Genomic DNA, 23,322 nt, shown 5'->3' on the forward strand with positions numbered 1-23,322 from the left:
GGTCGCGTGGCTCTAGCGGGGCTTGAACAGGGTGCCAGCCAGCGAGGACGTTGCGGCCGAGCCGACGAGCACGAGCACCGTGTATAAAATGCCAGTTACGCCCAGCATCTGCAGCAGCCAGCCGAAGAACAGCGCTCCGATAACGGCGCCTGCGATTGCGATGATCCAGCGACTCATATCCATGCCCGCCGAGTGTAGAGGACTGGGGCCACAGGGAAGGACAACCGTCTTGTGATTGATGAACAGAAGCTGCTCGAGCGGTTCATGTGGTTGTCCATCGCGGCCTCCGTGGCAACGATTGCGCTCAAACTCGCCGCGGCCTGGGTCACCGGGTCCGTGGGTTTCCTCTCCGACGCCATCGAATCCTTTATCAACCTGGCGGCCGCTATTGTCGGGCTCATCGCGCTGAAGGTCGCTGCGAAACCGGCGGATGAGAACCACAACTTCGGCCACTCCAAAGCGGAGTATTTCTCCGCCCAGGTAGAGGGCTCGATGATCCTGCTGGCGGCGGTAGCGATCATCTACACCGCGGTGCAGCGCCTGATTGAGCCCCAGCCCATCGAGCAGGCTGGCGTGGGCCTGGTCCTCTCCGCGCTCGCCGCCGGACTCAACCTCGGCGTCGGCATGGCGCTGGTTCGCGCTGGCAGGAAGTACCGCTCGGCGACGCTGGGCGCCGACGGCCACCACCTGCTTACCGACGTGTGGACCACCGTGGGCGTTATCGCAAGCATCGTGCTCGTGTGGCTGACCGGCTGGGAGATCCTCGACCCGCTCATTGCCTTGGCGGTGGGCGTCAACATCCTGTTCACCGGCTACATGCTCCTGAAAAACTCCTTCATCAGCCTGCTCTCGGAGGCCTTGCCGGAAGACGAGCGACTTGCCATCAAAGCATTCCTCGACGAGTTCTCCGTAGATCACGACGTGGAGTTCACCGACGTGCGCACCGCCGCCTTCGGCCGGGAGCGTTTTGTCAACGTGGTCATGCAGGTGCCGGGCCAGTGGAGCGTGGATCGCTCCCACGAGTACGCGGACATGATCGAAGAGGGCATCGATGTCACGCTCGGGGGCGCGACGACGGTGGTACACGTCGAGCCGCTGGGCACCGAGACCGACGTGGAGTTCAACTGGATCTAAGACCAGACCAGGCCGTCGTCAAGGCGCGCACGGGAGGTGTTCCAGGTGTCTTCGAGCACGTTCTGCTTGGCTGACCACGGGTAGTTCTGCGTCGACCTCGGCATCACGGCCGCTGCGCGCGACAGGTAGCCGGACTGCATGTCCATGTACGGTCTGCCCTCGCCCACCGTCGCCGGGGTGACCGGGGTGACCGATGTCGATTGGCTGGCGCGCAGGCGACGCAGGATGCGCGCGATCATCTTCGCCGTCAGGTCCGAGCGCACCGTCCACGAGTGGTTGATGTAGCCGATCACGGCCGCGAAGTTCGGCACGTCAGAGTACATGGTGCCGTACCAGGTGTAGCGCTCGGAGAAATCGACCGCGCGCCCGTCGATGGATAGCTCCACCCCGCCGAGCAGTTTGATGCGCAGGCCCGTGGCGGTGACGATGACATCGGCGGGGACGACGCCGCCGTCGACAAGCTTGATGCCGTCTGCGACGAAGTGATCGATGTGTGCGGTGACGACCTCCGCCCGCGACTGCCTGAGGGCGCGGAAGAGATCACCGTCGGGCACAACGCACAGGCGCTGTTCCCAGGGGTTGTACGGCGGGGTGAAGTGTTCGTGCGCGGTGGTTCGCGACCGGGTCGAGACGATGGTTGCAATGTTGAGCGCCCGCTTGACCACGCTCGGGAAACGCGCGCTCAGCGCGACCAGTACCCACTGTTGCGCGCTGTTTTTGCTCCGCATGACGGTGTTTGCCAGTTTGCGCGGCAACACCGAGCGGATGACGTTGCCAAGCTTGTCCACCCGCGGCTGGCTGAGCACGTAGGTGGGCGTGCGCTGCAGCATAGTCACCTTGGCGGCCTTTTCCGCCAGCACAGGCACAAGCGTCATTGCTGTCGCGCCCGAGCCGATGACCACGACGTTCTTTCCGGTGAAGCTTATGTCCTCGGGCCAAAACTGCGGGTGGAGGATGGTCCCGGTGAAGTCCTCGACGCCCGCGAAGGCGGGGTCGTGGGGGTTGTCGTAGTCGTAGTACCCGCTCGCGGCGACAAGGAACCTGGCGGTGTAGACAACGCGGTTGCCGTCCTGTTCGCAGCTGACGGTCCACTGACCCGACTCGCTGTCCCAGTTCGCGGCGACGGCGCGGGTGTTGAAGGTGATGCGCTCCGAGATGCCGTAGTGGTCCGCAGTGTCCTCGATGTAGTCGCGCAGGTCTGCCCCATCGACGATGGAATTGTGGCCGGTCCACGGTCGAAATGGATAGGACAGCGTGAACACGTCTGAGTCGGAGCGCACCCCGGGATAGCGGAACAGGTCCCAGGTGCCACCGATGCGGTCGCGGGCCTCGATGATTTCGTAGGTGGTTCCCTGCGGCAAGCGGTAGGCGACGTTGATGCCGGATAGTCCCGCGCCGATGATGAGAACGTCGCGGTGGAGTGTGTCAATAGTGGACATAGTTTTGCAGTATAAACTATTCGCGCGGAAGGTTTATTGAAAACTAAATGGAACCGTGCTTAAATGAAAACTAGTTGAAAACACGATCTTGAGAGGACTGCTCTTATGAGCACTCACACCATTCACGAAACCCACGAGCACACCCACGGTGAGGGCTGCGGCCACGTCGCCATCCCCCACGGCGACCACGTCGACTACATCCACGACGGCCACATCCACCGCAGCCACGATGGCCACTGGGACGAGTGCGAGCCCACTGACCACAAGGCCCACGAGGACCACTCCGACCACACCCACGGTGAGGGCTGCGGCCACGTCGCCATCCCCCACGGCGATCACGTGGACTACATCCACGACGGCCACCGCCACGCCGCTCACGGCGACCACTACGACGAGCACTAATCCGTAGCTTGTTGAATCCAAAAAGGCCCCTCGAAAGGGGCCTTTTTTCGCGCTTGTCTTAGTTAGACAGCGGTGTAGCCACCGTCAACAAGGTGGTAGCTACCGGTGATGAAGGACGCCTCGTCGCTAAGCAGGAACGCGACCAGCGCGGCGACGTCGTCCGCCTCGCCCAAACGACCAGCCGGGTGCTTGGCAGTCAGGCCCTCGCGGGCGTCGTTAGGCAGGTTCTGCAGCAGCGGAGTGTCGATGTAGGCCGGGCCGACAGCGTTGACGCGGATGCCCTCGGTGCCGTACTCGACAGCGGCGTTCTTGGTCAGGCCGACGACGCCGTGCTTTGCGGCGGTGTAGGCGGAGTTGCCGGGAGCTGCGACCGCGCCGTGGATCGACGCCATGTTCACGATGGCGCACTCAGACGTGTTGTCCTGCGTCAGGAACTGCTCGATCTGGTAGCGGTTGCCGTAAGCGACGCCGGAGAGGTTAATCGCGATAACGTTGTCCCAATCCTCCAGGTCCATCTCGCCGACCTTGTTGGACTTGCCGCCGATACCAGCATTGTTCACAGCAAGCTCCAGCGAACCGAAGTTCTCGACGGCGAACGCAACCGCTTCCTTGTTCTTCTCCGCATCAGCGGTGTCGATTTCGAACGACGCGGCCTCTCCACCGGCGTTGACAATCTCCTCCACAACGCTGTCGGCGGAGTCGAGCTTAAGGTCTGCCACGACGACCTTCGCGCCATCGGCGGCGAGCTTCTTGGCTACCGCCGCGCCGATTCCCGAACCGGCACCGGTGACGAGTGCAACTTTGCCCTGAAAAGTAGACATATTCTTTCCCCTTAATGTGTTGTTGATGGTGTAGCAACTAGTGTACCCACGTATAAGAAGTGCGCAGTGGGCCAAAGGTCCGCGCAGCTCGACGCAATCCGGCACGCCGTTGGATCCATGAAACCAAGTTTGAGCGGCGTGCTGTGAAACGATGTGGTGGCAAAAGCAGATCATGCCGACAAGACCAAGATCCTTGCCCGCAACGAGCTCACCATCGGAGCTCATCTAAAAGGTTGAATAGATGACTTTCGTGAACAGGCCCAAGCCGCGCCACGCGGTGACACCACCTCGTGCCGGCATATCAACGCCCCCGGAAAAGGAACTCGCCGGGGCGCCCGTTCTTATCGTTGGGTTGGGCGCGCTGATCGCATGGATGGTTGTGCGCATCTTCACCCAGCCGGAGGACCACGCGTTGCGGTGGCGAGTCCCCCTTGACCTGGAGATCTATCGCATGGGCGGGCAGGCGCTGCTGCGGGGCGAGAACCTGTACGACAAGGCCTACATCTTCGACCTGCCGTTTACCTACCCGCCGTTCGCAGGTGTGCTGTTTACCTCGTTCGCGTATCTGGCGGACAACGCGCTCATCATCCTGTGGCAGATCGGTATGCTCGCCGCCCTCGCGGCAATCATCGCTTTGGTGTTTCGCGAGCGAGGCTTCAAGCTCACCCCACTGACCCTCCTGGTCTGCGCGCTGCTGTCGTGCGCCAGCATCGGCAACGAAGCTGTCCACGGCACGCTCTTCTTTGGACAGATCAACATCTTCCTCATGCTCCTCGTCGCGCTCGATATCCTCCCCGCCCGTCGGCGCCTGCCGGGGATCGGCATCGGAATCGCCGCAGGGCTGAAACTAACCCCGGCCTACATGGGTTTGGTGCTGCTTTTCCAAAAGCGCTGGTGGGCTGCCGTTATCTCGGTGCTAACTTTCTTCGCGACCGTGATCATCGGTTTCGCCTTCGTGCCCGACGCCCGCCACTTCTGGGAACACGCTATGTTCGATTCCTCGCGCGTCGGCAGTTCCGAAAACACAGGGTCCAAATCCGTCCTCTCCGTGATGCAGCGCACCTTCGGGCTGGAGGGCGGCACAGTGTGGATCCTCTCGGTGATTGTTATCTTCGTTTTCACCTGCCTCGCGCTGCGCACGGCAATGCTGCGTAACAACCGCTCGATGGCGTTCGCGCTCACCGGCATCAGCTCCTGTCTGGTGTCCCCTTTTTCCTGGTACCACCACTTCGTCTGGCTCGTACCCCTGAGCATGGTGCTCTTCATCGCCGTCAACGAGTGGGCGGCCGACCGCTTCGGCGCTTCGTTTAACGGCGCCCTCGCTGGCCTCGCGTCCCTCGCGGCCATCGTCTGCTTCCACATCCCGTTCGTCTCCTACCCGGTGTGGCGCGCTATGTCGTCTCGCGGAATCGACGAGCTCTCCCAAACCACCCCGTGGCTCGGCGCGATCTGGACCACGCTGTGCCTCCTGTTCATCGTCGGTTACGCGATCTTCGGGTTCATGCCGCGTGGGAGCGGCGTCCGTAGCACCTCCTCTGGGCCCAAAGGTATCGGGCTGGCCAAGGGACGTTCTGCCCCGGCGGAATAATCAACACAAAGACCCCCTCTCCGATTACAGAGAGGGGGTCTTTCTTAGTAGCGGGGGCAGGATTCGAACCTACGACCTCTGGGTTATGAGCCCAGCGAGCTACCGAGCTGCTCCACCCCGCGACGGGTGTTATGTAATTCACCTGCTGCCTGTGCGGTTTGCACTGCATCGGCAACGTGTACCAACTATAGTGATTGCCCCACTAAACACCAAATCCCCTGGCGAGGTGATGATTCGCCAGGGGACATAAGTGCGACCTACTGGGTGTTGAGCGCCTGGTAGTCCTGCACCGCGCGGTCAAGCTCGTCGAGTGCGCTGCCGAACTCCTCGAAGGAGCCGCCGCGGGCGGTCTCCAGGTTGCGCAGAGCCGTGTTGATGCGGTTGAGCGCCTCATCGGTGCTGCCAGACGCCTGCGGGGCCGCAGGTGCCTCAGGTGCGGCATCCTCGCCGGTGGTGGCAGCGCCGTCGTCGACGACCTCGATCTCTTGGGCTGCGGCGGGGTTGATACCCACCTGGCTCAGCGCCTGCGAAATCGTCGGCGCGTAACCCACGCGGCCCTGGTAGAACACCAGCACACGCAGCAGCTTCGGGAAGGCCGATTCCTGGTCCTTGCGCTGGGAGTACACCGGCTCGACGTAGAGCACTTCGCCGCCGCCGACAGGCAGCGCCAGCAGGTTGCCGTTCTGCATGTCGTTAGTGCCCTCCCAGAGGGTGCGGTCGCGGGCGACCTGGTCGGACGACATCAGCGCATCCTGCGCCTGCTTCGGTCCAGGGCTCTGCGTGTTGGTCGGCAGCACGCGGACCGTGATGTTGCCGTAGTTCTGCGGGTCCGAGGCAACCGACATGTGCGCGGAGAGGAACTCCCGGTTCAGGCCGCGGTACGGGGTGATCAGCTGGAACGACGGCTCGCGGGTTTCCGGGTCGGCCGCGACGATGTAGTACGGCGGCTGGTTAAGCTCCTGGCGGCCCTCCGGCGCGGTCGGGTCGTTGGGCACAGACCAGAACGCGTCGTTGTTGAAGAACACGCCAGGGTCATCGACGTGGTAGCGAGCCAGCAGTTCACGCTGGACCTTGAACAGGTCCTCCGGGTAGCGCAGGTGCTCGCGCAGCGCGTCGGAAATCTCGCTGCCCGGCTTCACCGTGCCCGGGAACACACCCATCCACGCCTTGAGCACAGGGTCCTCCTCGTCGAAGGCGTAGAGCTCGACCGTGCCGTCGTACGCATCGACGGTCGCCTTGACCGAGTTGCGAATGTAACCCAGGTTGTTGTTCACCAGGCGCTGGGTCGTGCCGTCCGGGTTCAGTGCGTCCTGCGTGGTGTCCTCCATCGAGGTGCGCGTGGAGTACGGCAGGTGGGACAGCGTGGTGTAGCCGTCCACGATCCACTTCACGCGGCCGTCGACAACCGCGGGGTACGTCGCCGAATCCGTGGTCAGCCACGGTGCAACGCGCTCGACACGCTCGCGCGGGTCACGGTCGTAGAGGATCTTCGATGCAGGGCCGACGCGGTCGGACAGGATGAAGTTAAGCTCCTGGTACTTCATTGCGTACGCGGCGCGCTTGAACCAGTTGCCAATCTCAACGCCGCTGTCACCTTCGTAGGTGTAGTTCAGGTTGTCGGTGTCGTACTCGACGGGCCCCTGGCCGTTGTCGCCCACGATGGCGTAGTCGAGCCCATCGCTTGACGACGCAATCACGGGGCCGAAGTAAATACGCGGCTCATCGACCTTGATGCCGAGCTCCTCGGCCTGATCGCTTTGGGTGGCAATCGCGTTGGTCTGCAAATCGGACACGGTGAAGATGGGCAATCCACCGCGGGTCGAGCCGGCGTCCTGAGCCGCCTCGTCGACAGTGTTCGCCTGCGCCGCGATGAAGCCGTTGCCGTGGGTGTACACGGTGTGGCGGTTGATCCAGTCGCGCTGGTTCTCGCGCAGCGCGTTCGGGTCAAGCTCGCGGGCGGCGACGACGAAGTCGCGCATCTCCCCGTCCACCTGGTAGCGGTCCATGGCCAGCGTCTCCGGGAAGCCGTAGAAGTTACGCAGCTGCTGGTTCTGGGTGAACGTCGGAGCGATGATGTCCGGGTCCAGCAGGCGGATGTTGGAGATGGTCGCCTCGTCGGCTGCGACCTGCTCGTCGGAAACGTCCTCGGCGCTCCAATTTTCCAGGTACGTCACTTTGTCGTCGGTAAGCCCGTAGGCGTAGCGCGTGGCCTCGATGTTGCGGCCGATGTACTCGAACTCCTTGGCCTGGCGGTTGGGCTTGACGGAGAACTGCTCGAGCATGGCCGGCCAGATGCTGCCGATCACCAGCGAGGAGACGAGCATGAGCACGGTCGCCAGGACCGGGATGCGGAAATCCTTGTACACGATGGAGGCGAAGAAGGCCGCGGCGACGATCACCGCGATGACCATCAGGGCGATCTTCGCCGGCAAGGTGGCGTTGATGGCGGTGTAGGAGGCGCCGGTGAAGATGTCGTTCTGCTGGTACAGCAGCGTGTAGCGCTCCAGCCAGTAGGACACAGCCTTGATCAGCATCCACAGGCCCGCGGTTACCGCGAGCTGGATGCGAGCGGAGCTTGAGATGTGGCCGCGGATTCCGTTGACGTTCGAGCCGATGCGGATCCCGCCGAGGAGGTAGTGGGCCACGAGCGCGACTAGGAAGGCGACGACAAGCAGCATCGACAGCATGCCGAGCAGCACGGAGATCCCGGGCAGCGCAAACGCGTAGAACCCGAGGTCGCGGCCGAACTGCGCGTCAGTCATGCCGAAGTCCCCGCCGTTGAGCCAGAGCATCACCGTGCGCCACGCCCGCTGCCCCGCCAAACCGGAAAAAACCGCGACAACAAGCGGGACCCAAATTAGGAGGGTGCGCACGCCGGATTCGATCTGCGCGCGGTACGGCGACGCCTGCGAGAACGGGTCGGCCTCGGGGCCGTCCTTCGGCCGGCCGCGCCACGCGACCATTGCCGCGGCGTAGGTCACGGCACCACCGAGGGCGGCGAAGATGAGGAAGAGAACGACGCGGGCGAGAACCACCTTGGTAAACACGCCGCGGAAACCGAGGTCGCCGAACCACAGCCAGTCGGTGTAAACCCCCACGGCGAGCGGGACGATGAACAGGATCACGCCGATGACCGCGATGGTGGCCATCAATCCGGAGTTCGTCTTCTTGGCGCCTGGTTGCGGCGGGGTTAGGCGGGTAGCCAATCCTGCTCCTTAAGAATTAGGTTGTTCGTCGAAGGCACACTTTGTGTGTATAGCCTAAGGTGTCCAACGTTAGAGATACCGGAAAGGTTCCCCATGTCCGAGCAGCAGGCGCTGAACAAAGCGATGATGGAGGCTGTGGAGTTTGTCCACGCCGAGGGCTGGGATGCGGGCCCGACCCTGTTCGGGCTCGTTCCCACCTCGCTCCTGATCGACCAGCTCGACCCCGACCTGGCCGACGCTCCCCTGACGCTGGTGGTGCAGGACCTTCCGGCGACGATCCTGCCCGGTTCGGAGGAGCTGGCCGAGTACGTCGCGCGCCTGGCCTGGCCGCGCGAGGTCGAGGGCGTGGTGCTGGCCCAGGAGATTTCGTTCGTCGATTCCTCCGCCCCCGCCGAGCAGGGCCCACGGCCGGCGCGCTTGTTCTCCGGCGTGCTGCGTGACGACGACACCGAGCTCACGCTTCTCCAGCTACGCCCCACGGACGACGAGCTCACCGAGCGCGGCCCGTTTGCTCAAGACGACATCGAGCTGCGCGGCGGGCCCGGGGTAGCGCCGAACATCATCGCCGCGCTGCGCTACGGGCTTGAGCAACCATTGGATGAAGCCGAGTTCGAGTAGTCTGCGGTTATGTCTTTTTCCACCGTGCGCCTGAGCTCCGCCGCCCTCGCAGTCAGCGCTGCGATGGCGCTTTCCGCGTGCTCAACCCAGCGAGCCCCTGAGCCAACCGCAACGCCTACCACTCCCGTGACCTCATCGTCGGCAGAGGAAACGACGTCGAGCCGGGCGTCGTCAAGCGAAAGCGCAACGACGACGCAGGCCGAGGAAGAAGCGGCCGTGGAGTTGGTCGCGGAACGCTTTTCGACGCTCGCCCCGCCCGAGTTTTTCGAGCAGCTTGATACGTGCGTCGCTGTCGACGTGGAGAGCTCCTTCGACTGCTCGGGCGCCGATATCGGCCAGTTCCAATTCTTCGACTCGGACTCGAAGGCGGCCTCGACGACGCAGCTTCTCACCGAGCTGCGCAGCTCGCGCATTGTGGAGGACACCGGCGAACGCGTCGTCGGCTGGTCGACGCTGGGCACCTCGGCGATTATCACCGTGGTGGACAACTCCAAGGGGCAGGTGATGCAGCAGCTCGTCTCGTCCGACCGGGAGGACCCGCGCGAGCGCATCATCAAGCTGGGCCTTGTCGACGAGGACAGCGCGGCTGCGGCCGAAACCGAGACGGCGCAAGAGACTGAGCAGAGCGAGCCTGCCAGCTAGCTACAGGTGTGAACGTCGCGGCCCTCGTTGAAGTCGGCCATGGCACGCACGGCGTCGTCAAGCGTGGCGACGCTCGCAACGACCATATCCCCGGAATTTACCCGCGATGCCTCTGCGCAGTTGCCCTCGGGCGCGAGGAACAGCTCCGCCCCCGTATCGCGCGCGGCGCGGATCTTGTGGGTGATGCCGCCGATCGGGCCGACCTCGCCGTCCTCGCTAATCGTGCCGGTGCCGGCCACAAAGTTGCCGCCGTTGAGCGCGCCAGGCGAAAGCTTGTCTATCACCGCGAGAGAGAACATCATGCCCGCGCTCGGGCCGCCGACGTCGTTGAGGTTGTACTCCACCGAGATCCCGCCCGCGGGCTCCGACGTCATCAGGATGCCGAGCTGGGCCGCGCCCGGTGACTGCGGGTTCTCCCCGAGCTCAACCTCCACATCGCGGGTTTGGCCCTCGCGCGCGATAGTCAGCGTGATCGTCCCCCCCGGCGCGTGGGCAAGCACTGCATCCTGGACCTCGCCCGGCTCCGAGACCTCCACCCCGTCGACCGCGGTGATCACGTCGCCCGCAGCAAGGATGTCCTGAGCTGCGGAATCGTCGACAACGTCGTGGACCACCACGGTGGTGGGCTTGCCCAGGTAGTTCATCGCCGCCACGGTCGCCGCGGCCTCGGAACCGACGAACGCCGCTTCGTTGAACTTCTGAAAGTCCTCCTCGGACACGTCCGGCGGAACGACCTGCTGCAAAGGCACCAGCGTGTCCTGGGAGCCGATCCACCTGGCCAGCGCTTGGGCGAGCGTCATGTTCGTGCGCACGGCGACCGTGGTCATGTTCAGATTTCCGGAGGTCTTGTCCGTCTCGGTGCCCTCGATGTCGACCACGGGGGTGCCGTCGATCTCGGCCAGGGTGTTGAACGTCGGCCCCGGCCCCTGGGCCGCGTAGGGCACCGTCAGCGACACGTCAGTGAAGGGAATGTGGTCCACCGACAGTGTTACTGCGAGCAGGCCCACGGGCAGGGCACCCCACACGATGGTGGACCAGCGCCGCTGCCTCAAAGCCGTCGTCTCCGTCACGGGGCAACATCTTATCCGCCGCCGCCCCGGCGGCCCTATTCGCGTTCGCTGTCAGCGTCCGCTAGGCCATCGCGTGCGTTCGGCGCGGCTAGTAGTGTGGTCGTATGAGCAACGGATTCGGTTTCTCCTTCCCCAACAACGACCCCAACGATCGCGACAAGGGCAACGGCGAGAACAACGACGGCACCGGCAAGGGCGGCGAGAACCCCTTCGCCGCCTTCGGATTCGGCGCGCAACCAGGCCAGGGAGGCAACTTGGGCGACATCCTCAACCAGTTCGGCCAGATGCTTTCCGGCATGGGCACGAGCTTCAACGAGCGCTCCGGCGGCGACGCCGTGAACTTCGAGCTGGCGCTGCGCATGGCGCGCCAGCGTATTGGCTCGTCGCCGGCCGTGTCCTCGGCCGACACCACTGCGGTCACCGAATCCCTGCGCCTGGCGGATCTGTGGATCGATAACGCCACCACGCTGCCCGCCTCCTCCGCCCAGCCCGCGGCATGGAACGCGGAAGACTGGCTCTCCAACACGATGCCCATGTGGAAGCGGATGGTGAACCCGGTCGCCGAGAACATGAATCGGGCGCAGATGGAGTCGATGCCCGAGCAGGCCCGCGAGATGATGGGCCCGATGGCGGGGATGATGAACTCCATGAACGCGATGAACTTCGGCATGAAGCTCGGCCACGCCCTCGGCGACCTCGCCCAGCAGGCGCTGACCGGCACCGACTTCGGTTTGCCGGTCGCTCCCCGCAACATCGCGGCGATCCTGCCGAAGAACGTCTCGGCCATCTCCGACGACCTCGGCGTGCCGGGTCAGGAGGTGCTGGTCTATATCGCCGCGCGCGAGGCCGCCCGCCAGCGCCTGTTCACCCACGTGCCCTGGCTGGTCGAACGCCTCGTGTCCTCTGTGGAGGAGTACGCCGCCGGCCTGGTCATCGATACCTCCCACATCGAGGAGATCGCGCGCAACCTCGACCTCGAGTCGGGCGACCCGCAGCAGCTGCAGGAAAAGCTCGGCGAGCTCCAGGGCATGGACCTCACCCCGCGGGTCAGTTCTCGCAACGAGTTGGCCACCTCCCGCCTGGAAACGCTGCTGGCGCTGGTGGAGGGCTGGATCGACGTCGTTGTCACCGAAGCGCTCGCGGATCGTATCCCGTCCACGCCGCAGCTCGCCGAGGCGTGGGCGCGCCGCCGCGCCACCGGAGGGTCTGCCGAGCAGGCCTTCGCCAACATCGTCGGCATCGAGCTGTCCGCCCCCAAGGTGCGCGAAGCCGCCGAGCTGTGGCGCCGCGCTAACACCGCGGTTGGCATGGAGCGCCGCGACAAGGTTTGGGACCACCCCGACTTCCTCCCCACCGCCGAGCACATCGACAACCCCGCGGCGTTCATTGACACCCTGCTTGACGACGCCCCCGACACCGACTTCGACGCCGAAGTAGCCAAGCTCGAAGAAGAGCTGCGCAACCAGGGCGACAACCGCGACGACGACTAGGCCGCGCTAGGAGCCGAAGCGCTGGTAAGCCTCGAGGTAGCCCTTCGCCCGCTCAGCAAGCGGGGCCCGGTCCGCCAGCTCCCAGAACTGCGCCGAGTGCTCCGCGACGATCGTGTGCGCCAGCTCGTGCACGATCACCGCGTCGAGGACGTAGTCGGGCACATGCTTGAGACGATCGCTGATGCGGATCTCGCCCGTGGCGACGGTGCACGAGCCCCAGCGGAAGTTCTGCCTGGGTGACCAGCGGATCGTCGTGACGCGAGCGCGAGATGCCAAGACCTCCTTATTGAGTCGCTGCGCACGCTGCAGAAGCTCCTCGTCCGAGCTGACCGACGCCATGGCCTTGCGCTCGAGCCGGCCCAGCATCTCCTCAACCGCCTCGCGCTCCTGACGGGCCGTGAACGTGGCTGGGATGCGCACCTCAACCACCGATCCGTTGAGGCGGGCCTGCACAGTGCGCCTGCGCCGCGGCGAACGAATCACGCGCACCTGTTCTGTCGACCACATGAAAAGTGATTCTATCTGTGCTGCAATAGTTCTCGTGCAGCTAACCGCGACCACGCCCATTCGCCTCGCACCCGGCGTGCGCGTGCTCGTGCGTGGGCGCAGCGTGCTGCAGTTCGGGCTCGACGCGACCCGCTGCGGCGTCATCGACACCTCTCTCGCCGAGCACCTCCAGCCCGTGCTCGAGCGCCTGAGTGCACCGGCGCCGCTGGGCGAGGTGCTCGACGCCCTTGCCCAGGCCGGGATGGTGCCCGCGGCAGCGCGCAACCTCATCGACGAGCTCGTGGCCTACCGCGTCATCGTCGCCGAACACCCCCTCGCCGTACTCCTCATCGGCTCAAGCCCGCTTGCCGACGCCCTGTCCACGCTCCTGCGAGCCTCCGGCATCACCGTGCGCTCGCCGCTGGCCTCCGAGCCGCTGAGCCGGGCGCTGGCGTCTGCCGATCCGAGCACGCCGGCGGCCTTCGTCGACCAGCTGCCCCACGCGCGCGACATCGCCCGCCTGGTGCGCCACCGCAGCGGGGCGTCGCTGCCCGTCTCGACCGTCGACGCTCGCGTGTTCATCGGCCCGCTCGGCGTCGGGCGCGCCGGGCCGTGCCTGTACTGCGCGCACCTCTACCACGCCCAGCGCGATGCGCAGTGGGAACACCTCGTCGACACGCTCGCGGCAGCACCCGCGCAACCCGACGCTGTGACGACCGCGGCTGGGGCAGTCGCCGCCGCCACCGTGCTGCGCCGACTCGCCGGGGTGCCCGACCCACCCGGGGTCTCCGCCAAAGCGCCGGCGCGGGGTGAGATGCTCATCGCCGACCCCTTCGGGCCGGTGCCGCTCGTGCGCTCGGCACACGGGCCGCACCCGCGCTGCCCCGTGTGCTACTAGGGCCTAAAGGAACTGGTTCAGCGTCTCCAGAACCCCGTGGCCGAACTTTTCCACCTTGACCGGGCCGACACCCGAAATGTCCAGCAGTTCCGCCTCTGTTGACGGCATGGCTTCCGCAATAGCCAGCAAGGTAGCGTCGGAAAACACCATGTAGGCCGGGTGTCCCGCCTCCCGGGCGACATCGAGGCGCCACGCCTTGAGCGCGAAAAACGCGTCCTCATTGTACTCCGGCTCGCAGTCCGCGTGGCGGCCCAACGTCTTTTCCGCCGGGGTGTCCAGCGGGTTGCCGCACACCCGGCACGCGCGGGAGCGCTTCAACCTGTCGGGGGATTTCTCCACGTCGAGCTCGGGAGCGATGCCGTCGAGGAAGCGAGTGCGGCTGCGCGATTTCCGCCCGCCCTCTTGGCGAGCCAGGGACCATGACATATGCAGGTGCTCCCGGGCGCGGGTGATGCCGACGTAGAACAGGCGGCGCTCCTCCTCCACTTGGGCGTCGCCCGCCTTGATCGCGTGCGAGATGGGCAGGGTGTTTTCCACCAGCCCCACCAAAAACACCGCGTCCCACTCCAGGCCCTTCGCGGCATGCAGGCTGGCCAGGGTGACACCATCGACGCTTGGCGGTTGCTTCGCGTCGGCGCGCTGACGCAGGGAGCGCAGCACGTCGGTCAGCGTCGATGCCTCCTGGGTGTTCACGATCTCCTCGATCAGGTCCACCAGGGCGCTTAACGTTTGCCAGCGCTCGCGCGCCTGCGCACCCTCCGGTTCCTGCGCCGAGAGCCCCAGCGGCGCGAACGCAGCGCGCGCGACGGCCACCGGGTCGTCCGGCAGGTCGTCGCGACGCGCTGCGGCGACCAGGGTGTTTATCGCCTCGCGGATCTCCGCGCGGTGGAAGAACCCCTCACCGCCGCGCACCTGGTAGACGATACCGGCGTCCGCCAGCGCCGCTTCAAACGCCGCGGACTGGGCGTTGATGCGGTAGAGCACGGCGATCTCGCGGGCGGCCACGCCGGCGTCGAGAAGCGAGCGGATCGCCCGGGCCACCTCGCGCGCTTCGGTCGGCTCGTCGTCGTGCGCGGCGAAGGTTGGAGCGGGGCCGGGCGGGCGCATGCCCTCGAGCTCGAGGCGGGTGCCCGCGGCGCGGCCCGTCGCGCGCGAAATCACCGTGTTCGCCAGGTCCGTGACCTGCGGCGTCGAGCGGTAGTCGCGCTGTAGTTTCACCACCGTGGCGTGCTGGTAGGTGCGCGAGAAGTTCAGCAGGTAATCCGGGGTCGCGCCGGTGAACGAGTAAATCGTCTGGTTCGCGTCCCCGACCACGGTCAGGTCGTCGCGCTGACCGAGCCAGCCCTCCAGCACGCGCTGCTGCAGCGGGGTGACGTCCTGATACTCGTCCACCACGAACGTCTGGTACTGCATGCGGAACTCCTCTGCCACCGCGGGGGCGTTCTCCAGGGCGCCGGCGACGTGCAGCAGCAGGTCGTCGAAGTCGAGCAGCATCCCCTCCGGGCTGGTCTTGGCCTCCTCGTAGAGGCGGTAGACGTGGGCCACCTTCGCCGGGTCCGCCGGCAGGGTGCGCTTGGTAGCAGCGACCTTCTCCGCGTAGTCGTCCGCGCCGATCACCGACGCTTTTGCCCACTCGATCTCGCTCAACAGGTCGCGCACCATTTCCTTGCCGGAGTCGAGACCCGCGGCGCGGGCGGCGCGGCCGACGAGGGGGAACTTGTTGTCCAGCAGCCGCCACGGCAAGTCCCCGGCAATTTGTGGCCAGAAGTAGCGCAGCTGACGCAGCGCCGCGGAGTGGAAGGTGCGCGCCTGCACACCACCGATGCCGAGAACGCGCAGGCGATCGCGCATCTCGCCCGCCGCGCGCTGGGTAAAGGTCACGGCGAGGACCTTCTGCGGCGACACGACGGACTGGTCGATGAGGTGCGCGATTCGGTAGGTAATCGTGCGGGTCTTGCCAGTGCCTGCGCCCGCTAAGATGCAGACCGGGCCGCGCGGGGCGGTCGCGGCGACGCGCTGGTCGTCGTCGAGAAGCGAAAGATCAATTGCCATTGACGCCCTCAGCCTTGCCCGGCAGGTCGCGGGTATGGCGCACGTAGAGGAGGCGATCGCCCGGCTCGACGGTTTCCGCCTCCGGCGAATCGATGCGGTAGAGCTCGCCGGAACGCACCACGCCCAGCACGATGTCGGCGAGGTGGCGCGGGTTTGCCCCGACCTCGTCGTCGCCAATCGGGCGCTCCGCCACCGCGAAGCCGTCGTCCGGGCTGAGCAGGTCCTCCACCATGGCCACCACCGGCGGGGTGACCGTCGCGATGCCAAGCAGACGGCCGGCGGTTTCGGAAGACACCACGACCGAGTCCGCACCGGACTGCATCAACAGGTGCTGGTTTTCGCTCTCGCGTACCGACGCCACAATCATCGCGCTCGGGGCAAGCTCGCGCACCGACAGGGTGATCAGCACGGCGGTGTCGTCGCTAGACGGGGCGACCACGACGGAGCGCGCCCGGGTCACACCGGCGACCTTAAGCACGTCAGACTTCGTCGCGTTTCCGTGCACGGTGACCAGGCCGCGCTTCTCGGCGCGCGTGAGCACCGCCGCGTCCTTATCGACGACGACGATGTTGGACGCCGAGGCGCCGTCGGCAAGCAAAGCGTCAATGGCGGAGCGGCCCTTGGTGCCGTAGCCGAGCACGATGGTGTGGTTGCGCACAGTTTTCCTCCACTGCTGGATCTGAAGGGTTTTGCGGGAATCCTCGGTGAGGACCGACAACGTGGTGCCGACGAGCAACAATAGGAACGCGATGCGCAGCGGCGTGATCACGAAGATGTTCATCAGTCGCGCGCCCTGCGTCACAGGTGTGATGTCGCCGTAGCCGGTTGTCGACAGCGACACCGCCGAATAATAAAGGGCGTCGATAAACGTGAGCGGCTCGGAATAGCCATCGCGGTCGACGTACACGATGACGGAAACGACGACCATCAAGATTGAGGCATAAAGGAAGCGACGCAGGATGATCGCCCAGGGGGTCGCCTGCTCCGCAGTGGGGATGGTGACGACGTCGAGCAGCGTGTGCACGGGCATGCTGCTGACGTCGGCGTCGGCCTGAAACCGGTCGCGCCACGTCACCCCCATGGGGTTCCTGCGGAGTCTCACTGCTGTTTACTCCCTTTCCTCAGCTGAATCTGAGAGGAACTTTATCCCCTCCGCCGAGGATTGCCGAAGCAGCTGCTCCAACTGATTCGAACCCGGCAGGTCGGAGGGCTCGTAGTCCTCCCCCGTACGCACGTAGAAGAACACCGCGCGCACATCCCGGCCGTCGCCCGCTATTCGACGCCACGCCTCGCGGTACACCGCAAGCTGCAGCATCGCGCTTTTCATCTGCGCGGGCGCGGGCTTTGTACCCGTCTTCCAATCGACCACCGTCCACCCGTTGTCGTCTACAAACACCGCGTCCATGCGGCCGCGCACGACCGACTCGCCCAGCGCGAGCTCGAAGGGGTGCTCCACGAAAGCGGGGGTGCGCTGCGCCCAGTGGCTGCTCTCGAAGTTGCTCTTGAGCTGCTCAAGCGTGCCCGTATCCACCTCGGACTCATCGGCTCCGGGCAGCTCATCTTCTGTGAGCAGGGGGCGCGCGCCGTAGAACTCCTCCAGCCATTCGTGGAACGCGGTGCCGCGCTTGGCGTAGGTGTTGGGCTTGAACGGGACGGGTCGGCGGGCCCGGCGGGCGAACTGCTCCGGGTCGGCGCTGAGCGCCACCACGTCGGAGGCGGTGAGCTCGCCCGGCAACATGACGGGCACTTCCCCGCTGGCCGCGGCAACGTGTTCCTCGATGAGGGCGCTCGTGTCGCGCTCCCAGAGGCCGTAGAGCTCGCCCGCGCTGAGCTCGGGCAGGTTCTCGCGCGCCTGCGCGACCAGCGCGGCGGCCTCGGCATCGCCCGGCTCGACGCGCAGGTGGGGCCACAACCCGGTGCGCTCCGGCGCGGCATTTTCATGCTCTTCGACTTGTTCGTCGTCTCTTGCAGAGTGGCCGTCGTACCAGTGAACGACGCTGGTTTCGGGCACGAGGTCACGGATAGCGGCGAAGTGCTTGTAGGGCTCGGCGACCTTCTTGCGGCCATGCTTTACCGCCGAGCCGGTGACGATGAGCTTGCGCGCCGAACGGGTCACCGCCACGTAGAACAGCCGCGCAGACTCTTCCTCCAACTTGGTGCGCACCGACTCGCAGTAGGCGTTGGCGGCTTTGGCGAACTGCGTGCGCGTCTCGGCGTCGTCAAAGGCGTCGAAATCCTCGTCGGGCACGATCTGGGCTTGAGTGAGGAAGGTCGAGACGATCGGTTTGTAAGTTTCCGCGTCCGCCCGGACCACGGCGACCGTGTCCCACTCCAGTCCCTTCGCCTTGTGGGCGGTGAGGATCTGGACGCGGTCGGTGCGCACCGGCACAGTGCCCGGGGTCAGCCCGCCCTCGTGCTCACGGGCGAGCTCGAAGTAGTCCAGCAGCGCCGTCAGGCTCGTTCCGGGGTACGAGGCGACCTCTTCCAGCAGACGGTCGAGGTGGACGGTGCCCGTCGTCGAGGGGCGCGCCAGCGCCTCCGTGCGGATTCCGAATACCGAGATGATGTCGGCGAAGACATCGGGCAGGCGCTTGCCGAGCGCGTGCGTGCGCAACCAGCGCAGCTTCGAGGCCAGCGACTTGATGCGCTGCAGGCCCTCGGGGGTGTAGCGCTCGGTTTCGCCCAAGTCCGCGACCGCGTCGGTCAGCCCCGCCGGGGTGTCGGCGCCGGCGGTGATGCGCTGGGCTTCCGCCACAGATTCCTGCAGCTGCGCCTCAAACCGGCTGGTGGGGTCGGCGGCTTCATCCAGCTGTACTGCGGTGGGCGTCACCCCGCGCAGGTTAGCGGCGCGGCGCGAGAGCGCATCGAGGTCGGCCAGACCCAGCCCGACGGCGGGGCCAGCCAGGATGCGCAGTGCGGCGGCGGAGTCTCCGGGGCGCACCAGCATCGCCGCGATGGCGATGGCGTCGGCGACCTCGGGGACGTCGAGCAGCCCGGCGAGCCCGACTATTTCGAAGGGCACGCCGCGCTCGTCGAGCGCCTCCGCGACCTCGGGCGAGGTCTTGTTCGCGCGGACCAACACGGCCGCGTTGAACGGCTCACCCGCGGCCCGGGCAGCCTCGTACTGGGCCGCAAGAGTGTCGGCGACGAAGTCGAGCTCCTCATCCTCGTACTCGAAGAACCCCAGCTCAACCTCGCCTGCGCCCGCGCCAGGGCGGGGCTCGAGCGCGGCGACGACGCGGTCACTGCCGGTGCCCAGCAGAGAGTCGGAGACGCAGTTAGCCAGGGTGAGCACCTCTGCCGGGTTGCGCCACGACGTGGTCAGCTGCTTCGTGGGCGCGAGCGCGCCGGTCGGCTCCGGGAAGTCCTCAACGAAGGCAGCGAGGTTGGCAGCCGTTGCTCCACGCCACCCGTAAATCGCCTGCATCGGATCACCCACGGCGGTGACGGTCAGCGGGTGGCGCCGGGAGTCGTCGTCGGGGCCTTGCCCGAACAAGCTGCGCAGGAGCACGCGTTGGGCGTGAGAGGTGTCCTGGTACTCGTCGAGCATGACTACCCGGTAGCGCTGGCTCTGGGACGCGCCGACGAACTCGTGGTCGTGGGCGAGCCGGGCGGCCACAGACATCTGTTCGTTGAAGGTGACCAGCCCGCGCTCGCGCAGCTGCGCGTTGAGCTCCTCCACCAGCGGCAGGTAGGCGCGACGCAGCTCCTGGGTGTCGCGCCAGCCGGTCATTTTACCGGTAAAGGTCGGGGGGTTGCCCCGGCCGGGCAGGGACTCGGTCTCAGCGAGGAAGTCGTGCGCATGCTCGGCGATAAACTCCGGTTGCATCAGAGAGTTCCCCATCGAGGTGACCAGGCCGAGGACATTCTTGACGACCGTGGCCACGCTCGGGTTTTTCCCGCTTTCCGCCACAAGCGTGCCGCGGTAGCCGAGGACGACCTCGTGGGCGATCGCGTGCAGCTCCGCAGCCGTGATCAGGCGCGCGTCCGGCTCGACGGGAACCAACAGCCCGTACTCGCGCACCAGGTCCCCCGCGTACGAGTCGTAGGTGGCGACAGTCGGTGCGATGACTCGCAGCGTGTCGGCGAGCTCTCCGCTCGGGTCGAGGCGGCGCAGCAGCGCATCGTTCGCTGCGAGGACGCCGAGCCGGTCCCGGATGCGTTTGCTCAGTTCCTGGGCAGCTTTGCGCGTAAACGTCAGCCCGAGAACCTCTTCGGGGCGCGCGTATCCGTTGGCAACGAGCCAGACGACGCGCGCCGCCATCGTCTCCGTCTTGCCGGCTCCGGCGCCCGCAACGACGAGCAAGGGCCCCGGGTCGGCCCCGATGATGTCCGCCTGCTGCTCAGTCGGCGGGTAGGCCTGCCCGAGGTACTTCGACAGCACCGTGGGGCTCATCGGCGTGTGGGGGGCGTTAGCCACGGGGAACCACCTGTCCTTCTGGTTGTACGGGGCACAGCGCGCGCACCGCGCACCTGTCGCAGTGGGCACCGGCGGAGGCGAGCAGCTCAGGGCCTGCCACCAGCTGCGGGAGCGGGGCAACGACCTCCGCGAACTCCGTGAGCCGCTCCTCGCTTTTCGACGCCTGCTCCCGCGTCGCCACTGCCTTCCTGTCCGCCTTGGGGTAGACGAGCACCGCCCCGCCGACGTCGCTGGGTGCCTCGCCCGGCGCGGCGCTGCGCACCGTCTCACCGTCCACGACGCCACGCGACAGCGCGAGCTGGTACGCCTCGAGCTGCGGGTTGGCCTCGGCCTCTGCTTGGGAAGGCAGGGCTGAGCCGGTTTTCAGGTCGACGATGTGCAGTGCGCCGCTGCCGTCGCGCTCGATGCGGTCGGCGCGGCCCACGATGCGCAGGCCCGGGGCGATGGTGACGTCGATGTCGGCCTCGACGGCGACCTGCTCGAACGCCGCGCGGGAGGTCTGCAGCCAGAGATGCGTGCGCTGCAGCAGCGCGTCGAACTCCGCGATCTCGCGCTCGAGCTTCCACCCGGGCGCGTCGTCGACGCTGCGGCGCGCGTCGAGCACCGCTTCGCGGGCGTAGGCTTCATCGACCCCGCGGCCGAGGGCCTCGAAGTAGGCGTGCGCCATCGAACCCCACACCATGTGCAGCGAGGAGTCGAGGCCGACCATGCGTTGGAGCACCTCGCGCATGGGGCAGGCCAGCAGGCTTTCGATGCGCGAAGGCGAGAGCCTCTCGGGCACGGCGAGCGCCTCGTGCGAGGCGACCTCGGTCGTCGTCCACCATTCTCCGGGGTCCGCGCCGGGCACGCCCGCGTCGGCAAGGCGCGCGAGCTGTCGCGCAGCTTGTCGACGCCCCGCCTCACCAACGCCGGGATCCTGAAGGGCTCGGCGCAGCTCCGCTATCACGTCGTCGCGCGCGAGCACGCGAACGGCGGTGAGCTCGTCCGCCCCGGGGGCGGGGTCGGCGGAGCTCGAGGCCGTTGTCACGCGTGCTGGTGCAATGGAGTGGCTGGTACAGAACTCCTCGATGAAGCGCGAGGGCTGGATCACCTCCTCGCCGTCAGGCTCGTCGACGGCCGTGACCAGCACGCAGTGGGTGGCCCTGCTGGTGGCCACGTCAAACAGGCGCTTCTCCTCCGCCAGCTGCTCCGCCTTCCGGCTCACCGGCACCGCGGGGTCGACGTTGTTGTCGACAAGATCAACGAGCTCTTCTTGGCAGAACATCGTGCCGGTTTCCGCCAACGACGGCCACTGCATCTCTTGCACACCCGCGACGACGACGGTGTGGAACTCACGCCCCACCGCACCGTGCGCCGTGAGCAGGGCGACCGCGTCCGGCGTGGCGGTGCGCCTATCGCGCACGCCGGTGGGCAGCTCCTGCTCCGCGATGTGCGCGACGAAACCTGCGACGTTGGAGCCGCCGACACGGCGCTCGACGTAGTCGCCGGCGGCGTCGAAAAGCGCCATCACGGCGTCGAGGTCGCGGTCGGCTTGGGATCCCGTCGCCCCGCCACGCAGCGCGGCGGTGAGCAGGCGGTTCGCCAGGCCGGTCGCGTTCCACACCGCCCACAGGACGTCCTCGATGCTGCCCTGGGCAAGCTCGCCGCGCCCGGCGTCGAGCACGGCGCGCACGTGGCCCAGGATGGACAGCTCACGCTCGGTGAGCATGACGCCGAAATCGGGCAGGGGCTGGGTCGATCGCAGCAGGTGGCGCAGAGTGTCTTCGGCACGTTCTTCCGGCTGCCAGCGGCGCAACCCGCGCAACAAGCGGCGCAGGGTGACAGGGTCGGTGCCGCCGACCGGGCCGAGCAGAAGGTCGCGCCACTCGGCGGAGCTCAGCTCCCCCTCCAGCGCGCGCAGGCCGAGGATGAGCGCGGCGACGATGCGCTGCTCGCTCAAGACCACGTCGGTGGGGTTGAGCATGACCGGAACGCCGGCGTGCAGCAGAGCGCGCCGAACGGACTCGATCGAGCCGACCGAGCGCACGATCACGGCCATCTCGCGGTAGTCAACGCCGCCTTCGAGGTGGGCGCGGCGCACGGTGTCGGCGACGATGGAGTGCTGGGCCGCGCTACTGTCACACACCGCCGCCTGGGCAATCGGTGCGCGCCGCGACGCCCCGAGGTCGATGACCTCGTGGTCGAGCCCCCCGAGGTTCGCAAAAAAGCGTGGCGACGCCCCACGGAAGTGAAACACACTCTGGCCGAGGTCGCCGCCGACGACACCCAGCGAGGCGTGCTCTACAAGGCGGCGCACGAGCTCGCCGGCTGCAGGCGCGAGGTGCTGCGCGTCGTCGACGACGACGGTGTGCCAGCGACCGTCGATCTCGCCGCGCAGTACCGAGGAGACGAGCTCGGAGGCGCTGACGAAGCGTGCCGGGTTAAGCGCCATGACCTGCTGGTACTCGTCTAAAAAGTCGCCGGCTGCGGACCAGATCGGGCGGTTGTGCGCCTGCCCTAGGGCGCGCAAGTCATCCGGGGTGAGTTGGCGTTCCACGGCGCGCAGGAGGAAGTCGCGCAGCTGCCGGGCAAAGCCCACCATGGAAAGCGCGGGGCGCAGCTGCTCCGGCCATGTGCCGCGCCCGTCCTCGGCGTGGCCCTGGAGGAGCTGGCGGATGGCGGCGTCCTGCTCGGCGCCGGAGATCAGCCGGATATCACCGTCCACGCGTTGACGCAGCAAGGCGAACGCCAGGGAGTGCACGGAGCGCACCATCGGCTCGTCGATGACGAACCCGGAGGCAGCGAGCCGGTCGGACAGCTCGACGCGCAGGCGCGCGCCCGATTCCTTAGACGAGCTGATGACCAGGATGCCGCGGGGGTCGGCGCCGGACTCGACGGCGCGCACGACGGTGTCAATGAGGAAGCTACTGACTCCCGAGCCCGCCTCGCCCGTGACCTTCCAGGTCCCGCTCGTGGGCAGGGGTTGGGCCCACGAGCGCTGCTCAGTGCGGCGGCGGCGCGGCACAAGGTAGGCCCGCGGTGGTGCGGGAAGAGAGTTGTCTGTCGCCATGGGCACC

At 66.6% G+C, this 23,322-nt stretch carries 17 protein-coding genes and 1 tRNA gene; 7 read left to right on the plus strand and 11 right to left on the minus strand.

Annotation, left to right across the window (positions count from 1 at the left end; all coding sequences use genetic code 11):
- Window positions 1–12: 12 nt before the first annotated feature.
- A complete protein-coding gene (locus E3227_RS01305) occupies window positions 13–183 on the minus strand; it encodes a glycerol dehydrogenase (RefSeq protein ID WP_136652564.1) in 171 nt (56 codons plus the stop codon).
- An 81-nt stretch (window positions 184–264) separates the two neighbouring features.
- Between E3227_RS01305 and E3227_RS01310 the strand changes: the two genes are divergently transcribed.
- The gene (locus E3227_RS01310; protein ID WP_144318560.1) at window positions 265–1,134 is read left to right on the plus strand and encodes a cation diffusion facilitator family transporter; all 870 of its coding nucleotides are present in this window, start codon (window positions 265–267) and stop codon (window positions 1,132–1,134) included.
- Here the strand turns inward: E3227_RS01310 and E3227_RS01315 are convergent.
- Window positions 1,131–2,573: a flavin-containing monooxygenase gene (locus tag E3227_RS01315; RefSeq protein WP_144317305.1), complete on the minus strand. Its 1,443-nt coding sequence runs from the start codon at window positions 2,571–2,573 to the stop codon at window positions 1,131–1,133. The two genes, E3227_RS01310 and E3227_RS01315, sit on opposite strands and share 4 nt — an antisense overlap.
- Before the next feature lie 105 nt (window positions 2,574–2,678).
- Between E3227_RS01315 and E3227_RS01320 the strand changes: the two genes are divergently transcribed.
- Window positions 2,679–2,975, plus strand: coding sequence for a hypothetical protein (locus E3227_RS01320; protein WP_144317306.1), 297 nt, complete (start codon window positions 2,679–2,681; stop codon window positions 2,973–2,975).
- A 62-nt stretch (window positions 2,976–3,037) separates the two neighbouring features.
- Here E3227_RS01320 and E3227_RS01325 read toward each other — a convergent pair whose 3' ends face one another.
- Entirely contained in the window at window positions 3,038–3,796 is a 759-nt protein-coding gene (locus tag E3227_RS01325; protein WP_144317307.1) for an SDR family NAD(P)-dependent oxidoreductase, read from the minus strand.
- A 241-nt stretch (window positions 3,797–4,037) separates the two neighbouring features.
- On the opposite strand from E3227_RS01325, the gene E3227_RS01330 reads away from it, so the two are divergent.
- Window positions 4,038–5,384, plus strand: coding sequence for a glycosyltransferase 87 family protein (locus tag E3227_RS01330; protein WP_144317308.1), 1,347 nt, complete (start codon window positions 4,038–4,040; stop codon window positions 5,382–5,384).
- A gap of 48 nt (window positions 5,385–5,432) precedes the next feature.
- Here E3227_RS01330 and E3227_RS01335 read toward each other — a convergent pair.
- Together E3227_RS01335 and E3227_RS01340 are read right to left on the minus strand one after the other, a co-directional pair.
- Window positions 5,433–5,506: transfer RNA gene (locus E3227_RS01335), tRNA-Met, on the minus strand.
- A gap of 135 nt (window positions 5,507–5,641) precedes the next feature.
- The gene (locus E3227_RS01340; protein WP_144317309.1) at window positions 5,642–8,590 is read right to left on the minus strand and encodes a UPF0182 family protein; all 2,949 of its coding nucleotides are present in this window, start codon (window positions 8,588–8,590) and stop codon (window positions 5,642–5,644) included.
- Window positions 8,591–8,683: 93 nt separating this feature from the next.
- Between E3227_RS01340 and E3227_RS01345 the strand changes: the two genes are divergently transcribed.
- Both E3227_RS01345 and E3227_RS01350 read left to right on the plus strand, forming a co-directional pair.
- Entirely contained in the window at window positions 8,684–9,208 is a 525-nt protein-coding gene (locus E3227_RS01345; protein ID WP_136652931.1) for a PPA1309 family protein, read from the plus strand.
- A 9-nt stretch (window positions 9,209–9,217) separates the two neighbouring features.
- A complete protein-coding gene (locus tag E3227_RS01350) occupies window positions 9,218–9,850 on the plus strand; it encodes a hypothetical protein (protein WP_144317310.1) in 633 nt (210 codons plus the stop codon).
- On the opposite strand, the gene E3227_RS01355 is transcribed toward E3227_RS01350, so the two are convergent.
- On the minus strand, window positions 9,847–10,920 hold the full coding sequence (locus tag E3227_RS01355) for a YlbL family protein (protein WP_144317311.1): 1,074 nt from the start codon (window positions 10,918–10,920) through the stop codon (window positions 9,847–9,849). The genes E3227_RS01350 and E3227_RS01355 overlap by 4 nt on opposite strands.
- A gap of 104 nt (window positions 10,921–11,024) precedes the next feature.
- On the opposite strand from E3227_RS01355, the gene E3227_RS01360 reads away from it, so the two are divergent.
- Window positions 11,025–12,410, plus strand: coding sequence for a zinc-dependent metalloprotease (locus tag E3227_RS01360; protein WP_136652934.1), 1,386 nt, complete (start codon window positions 11,025–11,027; stop codon window positions 12,408–12,410).
- A gap of 6 nt (window positions 12,411–12,416) precedes the next feature.
- On the opposite strand, the gene E3227_RS01365 is transcribed toward E3227_RS01360, so the two are convergent.
- Entirely contained in the window at window positions 12,417–12,917 is a 501-nt protein-coding gene (locus E3227_RS01365) for a M48 metallopeptidase family protein (protein WP_170228604.1), read from the minus strand.
- Between the two features lie 34 nt (window positions 12,918–12,951).
- Here E3227_RS01365 and E3227_RS01370 point away from each other — a divergent pair, with 34 nt between their 5' ends.
- Window positions 12,952–13,794 carry a hypothetical protein gene (locus tag E3227_RS01370; protein WP_246062716.1) on the plus strand — a complete coding sequence of 281 codons (843 nt, stop codon included), beginning with the start codon at window positions 12,952–12,954 and terminating at the stop codon, window positions 13,792–13,794.
- Between the two features lie 3 nt (window positions 13,795–13,797).
- Here E3227_RS01370 and E3227_RS01375 read toward each other — a convergent pair whose 3' ends face one another.
- Genes E3227_RS01375 through E3227_RS01390 form a run of 4 tightly spaced genes read right to left on the minus strand, consistent with a single transcriptional unit; the run spans window position 13,798 to window position 23,315 of the window.
- Window positions 13,798–15,846 carry an ATP-dependent DNA helicase UvrD2 gene (locus E3227_RS01375; protein WP_144317313.1) on the minus strand — a complete coding sequence of 683 codons (2,049 nt, stop codon included), beginning with the start codon at window positions 15,844–15,846 and terminating at the stop codon, window positions 13,798–13,800.
- On the minus strand, window positions 15,836–16,927 hold the full coding sequence (locus E3227_RS01380) for a potassium channel family protein (protein WP_144318562.1): 1,092 nt from the start codon (window positions 16,925–16,927) through the stop codon (window positions 15,836–15,838). The genes E3227_RS01375 and E3227_RS01380 overlap by 11 nt, the downstream gene beginning before the upstream one ends.
- Before the next feature lie 27 nt (window positions 16,928–16,954).
- Window positions 16,955–20,242, minus strand: a complete 3,288-nt coding sequence (locus E3227_RS01385) for an ATP-dependent helicase (protein WP_144318563.1) — start codon at window positions 20,240–20,242, stop codon at window positions 16,955–16,957.
- Between the two features lie 16 nt (window positions 20,243–20,258).
- Window positions 20,259–23,315: an ATP-dependent DNA helicase gene (locus E3227_RS01390; protein WP_144317314.1), complete on the minus strand. Its 3,057-nt coding sequence runs from the start codon at window positions 23,313–23,315 to the stop codon at window positions 20,259–20,261.
- Window positions 23,316–23,322: the final 7 nt, after the last annotated feature.

Source organism: Corynebacterium sanguinis, from assembly GCF_007641235.1.
Lineage (GTDB): Bacteria > Actinomycetota > Actinomycetes > Mycobacteriales > Mycobacteriaceae > Corynebacterium > Corynebacterium sanguinis.